The 4,984-nt window shown below is 44.4% G+C and carries 6 protein-coding genes; 3 read left to right on the top strand and 3 right to left on the bottom strand.

From position 1 onward, the window contains the following. The 3 genes from phoU to phoR form a co-directional block, all read left to right on the top strand. Window positions 1–651, top strand: a 651-nt coding sequence (gene phoU / locus B7X71_RS11585; protein WP_293600800.1) for a phosphate signaling complex protein PhoU, incomplete at its 5' end; no start/stop codon positions are given. A 26-nt stretch (window positions 652–677) separates the two neighbouring features. Further along, a complete protein-coding gene (gene phoB, locus B7X71_RS11590; RefSeq protein WP_293598678.1) occupies window positions 678–1,391 on the top strand; it encodes a phosphate regulon transcriptional regulator PhoB in 714 nt (237 codons plus the stop codon). A 61-nt stretch (window positions 1,392–1,452) separates the two neighbouring features. Further along, a complete protein-coding gene (phoR, locus tag B7X71_RS11595; RefSeq protein ID WP_293600801.1) occupies window positions 1,453–2,751 on the top strand; it encodes a phosphate regulon sensor histidine kinase PhoR in 1,299 nt (432 codons plus the stop codon). 9 nt (window positions 2,752–2,760) lie between these two features. Here phoR and B7X71_RS11600 read toward each other — a convergent pair whose 3' ends face one another. From B7X71_RS11600 to B7X71_RS11610, 3 genes are all read right to left on the bottom strand, one after another. Further along, the gene (locus B7X71_RS11600; RefSeq protein WP_215365947.1) at window positions 2,761–2,994 is read right to left on the bottom strand and encodes a hypothetical protein; all 234 of its coding nucleotides are present in this window, start codon (window positions 2,992–2,994) and stop codon (window positions 2,761–2,763) included. Window positions 2,995–3,111: 117 nt separating this feature from the next. Then, entirely contained in the window at window positions 3,112–4,128 is a 1,017-nt protein-coding gene (locus B7X71_RS11605; RefSeq protein WP_293600802.1) for a CorA family divalent cation transporter, read from the bottom strand. Between the two features lie 148 nt (window positions 4,129–4,276). Then, on the bottom strand, window positions 4,277–4,984 hold a 708-nt coding region (locus B7X71_RS11610; RefSeq protein WP_293600803.1), incomplete at its 5' end, for a hypothetical protein.

Here is a 4,984-nt window from a genome sequence, read left to right on the forward strand (position 1 = left end):
AGATTGCTGGAGATGGGTGGTCTTGTTGAATCCCAAATCTCCTCTGCCATGCGTGCATTTACGCAGATGGATATTGATACTTGTAATGTCGTCATCGCTAATGAAAAGATCGTAAATGATCTCGAAATTCAAATCGATATGGCCTGCACGGAATTGATTGCACGTCGCCAACCAACTGCTCGAGATTTACGTTTAGTGATGGCGGTATCAAAAGCGATTACTAATTTAGAGCGCGCTGGTGATGAGGCAGAGCGTGTAGCCAAAAGGACTAAGCGTTTGATTGAGTCTGGTGCGACTCACAATATTAATGTTGCTGAGATTCGTTTATCGGGTCAGATGGCTATTTCTTTACTGCGTCGCAGCTTAGATGCATTTGCCCGTCTTGATACGATTGCGGCAGCGGAAGTAGTTCAGGAAGATCGTCAGATCGATGAGGAGTTCAAAGGCTTTGTTCGTAAGTTGATTACTTACATGATGGAAGATCCACATACGATTTCTACTGGCTTAGATATGCTCACAATTGCTAAAGCCATTGAACGCATTGGTGATCATGCCAAGAATATTGCAGAGTTTGTGATTTATATTGCCAAGGGCTCGGATGTACGTCATATCCCCCATGAGGATTTGGTTCGCGAGGCGAATAAACCGTAACTATCCATACTAAAGCGGAATTTGCTATGACTCACCGGATATTGATTGTTGAAGATGAGCCTTCGATTGCTGAACTCATTGCAATTAATTTAAGCCATGCAGGATATGAGGTGCAAAAGGCGCTTCAAACTGACGTTGCTGCAAACATGATGCGCGATGAGCTCCCTAATCTATTGATTTTGGATTGGATGCTACCTGGTAAATCCGGCGTTCAATTTGCCCGAGAGCTTAGGGCAAATGAGCGCACTAGATCTTTGCCGATACTCATGCTGACCGCCAAGAGCGAAGAGAACGATAAGGTCTTGGGCCTTGATTCCGGAGCCGATGATTACGTGACCAAGCCTTTTTCTCCTAAAGAGTTAGTCGCCCGTGTAAAAGCATTGTTGCGCCGACAGATTCCGCTAGAGGGGGACGGTCCCTTAGCTGTTGGTCCATTAAAGCTCGATCCAGTTTCCCATCGTGTGAGTGCTACGTGGCCAAACTGTGAACCACAGACATTATCTTTAGGACCTACAGAGTTCCGATTGTTGCAATTTATGATGGCCAACTCAGAAAGAGTCCATTCTCGTGAAAATTTGCTTGATAAAGTCTGGGGTAATGAGGTTTATATAGAGGAGCGTACTGTTGATGTTCATATCAAGCGGCTCAGAGCAGCCTTATCCCCAGCAGACTGCGATCGCTTTGTAGAGACAGTTCGGGGTAGTGGATATCGAATCACAAAAACACCCACCCAGACCTGATATTTATTGGGTGGACTTGAGTTTTTCTAGTCTTCTGCAGCAGATGCTCTAAGATTGCGGAATGTTCTCCGTTTTCTTCCGATTTTTTCTTCTTCTTTGCACAGCTTTTTTTGCTGCTTTGATTGCCCAAAATAATGTTGGCCCTATTACAGGCATTTCAGTAGGCATTGCTTTTCTCTCGATTCTGCTGATTTACTCCTACATTAATTTAGCGCGCCTACGAAAATACACTGTAGAGGATAGGCTAGAGTCAATGCCACTGCCTAGTGGTTATTGGGAAGAGGTTTTCTTTTACCTGCAACGATTAGTGCGTAATCTTAAGTTGCAAATGCTATCTGTTGAGAAACAACACAATCGCTTTATTGAAGCGTTTCAGGCTTCGCCAAACGGCATCATGATGCTGGATGATCAAGATCAAATTGAATGGTGTAATGCGATCTCAGAGCGTTTCTTTGGCCTTCAATTCAAACGTGATGTGATGCAGCGTATTAATTTCCTGATCCGTCGCCCGGAGTTTATTCGCTATCTTCATGATCGTCATTTTGAGGAGCCATTACTTTTAGAGCGTATGGGTCCTAAATCAAATCTTAGTTTGATGTTGCAAGCTTTTCCTTTTGGTGAGAAGCGTCACTTACTCTTGGTGCAAGACGTTACCGATCTACAAAAAGCGGATGCCATGCGGCGGGACTTTGTGGCAAACGTTTCCCATGAGATGAGAACTCCCATTACCGTATTAATGGGGTTTCTGGAAACGATCCAATCTTTAGATTTAGATAAAGCCCAACAGGATCAATATTTTGAGATGATGATGTCTCAAGCCCAGCGTATGAAAAGCCTTGTAGAGGACTTGCTAACTTTAGCTAATTTAGAAGCGAATTCATTGCCGGCACCAACCCAGCCCATACAAATGCAGACTGTCATGGCGCTTCTGAAAAATGATGCTGAGGCACTCTCTAAGGGTCACCACGCTTTTTACTTCGATGTTGAGAGCTCTAAAAATATTCTGGGAGAAGAGCGGGAAATTCTCTCGGCATTTAGTAATTTAGTCTCTAATGCCATTCGATACACGCCTGATGTTGGCTCTATTAGCGCATCTTGGCGCGTAAATGCTGCAGGAGAGGGCGAATTCTCAGTTGTGGATACTGGCCCAGGAATCGCTTCTGAGCATCTTTCTAGGCTAACTGAGCGCTTCTATAGGGTAGATCGCAGTCGCTCACGCGATACCGGTGGAACTGGCCTAGGTCTAGCTATCGTGAAGCATATTGCGAGCCGACATCAAGCGCAATTAATCATTGAGAGTACACCTGGAAAGGGAAGTACATTTACGATGCGCTTCCCTAAGGAGAGGTTGACAGATTAGATAAAAGTTTTAATCCTTTTTATCCTTCTTGTCTTTCTTATCCTTCTTGTCTTTCTTATCCTTCTTGCGTTTAGATTCCTTAGGTAATTTATCTAACTTACCATTGGCGTAAAGGCACCAGACCTTAATTTCCTCTAGAAGTTCAGTGAGGTCCTCATAAGATAGGTTTTTAAAGTCCTGCAAGCCAATGGCTCCAGACTCTTGAAGCTGTTTAACAGCGTCTTCGTACTTATATTCACTCATAAATTTCCACGTAAAGTTGTAAGAACGGGGTAATGCTAGCAAAGTAATATGACAAAACCCCTTTTTCTGATATTTCTGGGGTTTTATTGAGTTCTGCTCCTTAAGTTCAATGAAAAATTACACAATTTTGCGAATTTTTAGCGAGAGATAGACGCCAGCACCAGCCATTGCCATGAGGACCATCACGATATAGAAAGACTCCTTAAGCCCAGGAAGGTCCTCCATATTCATTCCCATGATTCCTGTGATCAGGGTCATGGGCAAAAAAATGACCGTCATGACTGAGAGTACTTGTAAGTTACGGGCATTGAATTCGGCAACGTGGGCAGCTTGTTCATCCTGCAGAATTTTGGCCCTGTCATATAAATTTGAAATTTCTTGGACTAAATGGGAAAGTAGATCAAGGTCATCGCTCAGCCTGAGCTTGTCCTCATCTGAAAACCAGTAGGGAACTTTCTTTTGTAGGCGATTTAAAGCAATGAGTTCTGGTGAAAATTGCCTTCTTAAGCGACTGCAATCGATGCGCGTTCTTCCCAGGTATTCATGTTCGGGAAGCTCTTTTGCTTTTAATAGCAGCTCCTCTTGATCATCCATGGTGTCGGAGAGTTGGATTAATAAGGTTCGCAGATATTCAGCGCGCAGATCAATCAGTTCGTGGAACAATTCGATAGCCGAGCAAGGGTTGAGGGCTCCACTTCTCAAGTCAGAGCGCAGTCGATCCGTTGTTCTTAAGGGGTTGTTGCGCAGAGAAATCATTAATCGTGGAGTGAGAATGGCCCATAGAGTCCCCAGGCTATGATCACTATCCTCGTTGCCAAACTCTTGCTGGAAGTCATTCATCACCATTAATAAGCAATCGTCCAGCTTTTCAATGCGCTCAAGACGACTACGAGTTACTCCTTCATCAATCATTTCGACAACGCGATCCGGAATTAAGGACGTATTTTTAAGCCAGCGCTGAACTTGAGAGTTGGATAAATTGAGGTGTAACCAAATAGATAAATCTGGATTGCTTAGAGCATCTGCGATATCAAATAGGGGAATTTCAAAATTTTTCCCCGAGGGTGACATGGCCCAAGCAAAGACGACGCCGTTAATCGGGAAGGGTAGTGCCACATTGGCTATTGCTGTCATATTGATGTCTTGTGAAAGGGTTAGATTCAGTTCTGTAATAAAAAATAAGGAGTTCAGCAATGAAGCAATTTTTCTTTAAAGCATTGCTTATGTGGCATGAAGTGCGTGCTGCTTATCGTGGTCGGTATGATGGACATCGCCTAGGTAGTTAAAACCGCCAGGTGAAGCCAATTTCAGAGCGGGACGCATTCATGCCAGTGTTGCCCAGCACCAAACCCATATTGGCGGCACTGCGCATATAAGAAAGACCGATATCTAAGCTTTCATTCATCGAAAATATCGCCGCTAAAAGAGCGTAATTTGTCAGGTACTGCTCTGTGCTGGGTGGATTAGTTGTAATACCCATATCGAGTGCTAGTCGGAGTCTTTCCATAACGCGCCAAACGGGTGCAGCTGATAAGAACAGAACATTGGTTCGGTTTTCTGGAGGGCCTGCACCAATCGCATAGTTTGTGTTGTAAAGGGATTTGGTGTACATCGCATTGATATGCACTTCCACTGAATCCCAGTAGCGTGAGCCAATGAGGTTCAGTCCGTAATTAGGCAGTGCTAAATCCAGGCCAGCAACTTGTTGTTGTGGTGAACCTGGGAGGGTAATGCTGGGTTTAATTGCTAATGCCCATTTTCCACCCTCATCTTCAGCAAAGCGCCACTTTAGAGCTAGCACCTTATTGGAGATCGGCGAGTAGTTTCCTCGCGGCGCAGCATAGTAGGTAGCGCCAAATGACATCTCAATATTCTCAGTAATACCTCTTGTATAGGTGAATGGAAAGGCTTTTGCACCTGAGCCACCAAAGTACTCCTCACCAGGTGTAATGATATCGACTGTGCCAGCACTTCCACCTCCATGACTTGC

Source organism: Polynucleobacter sp. 39-46-10, from assembly GCF_002282275.1.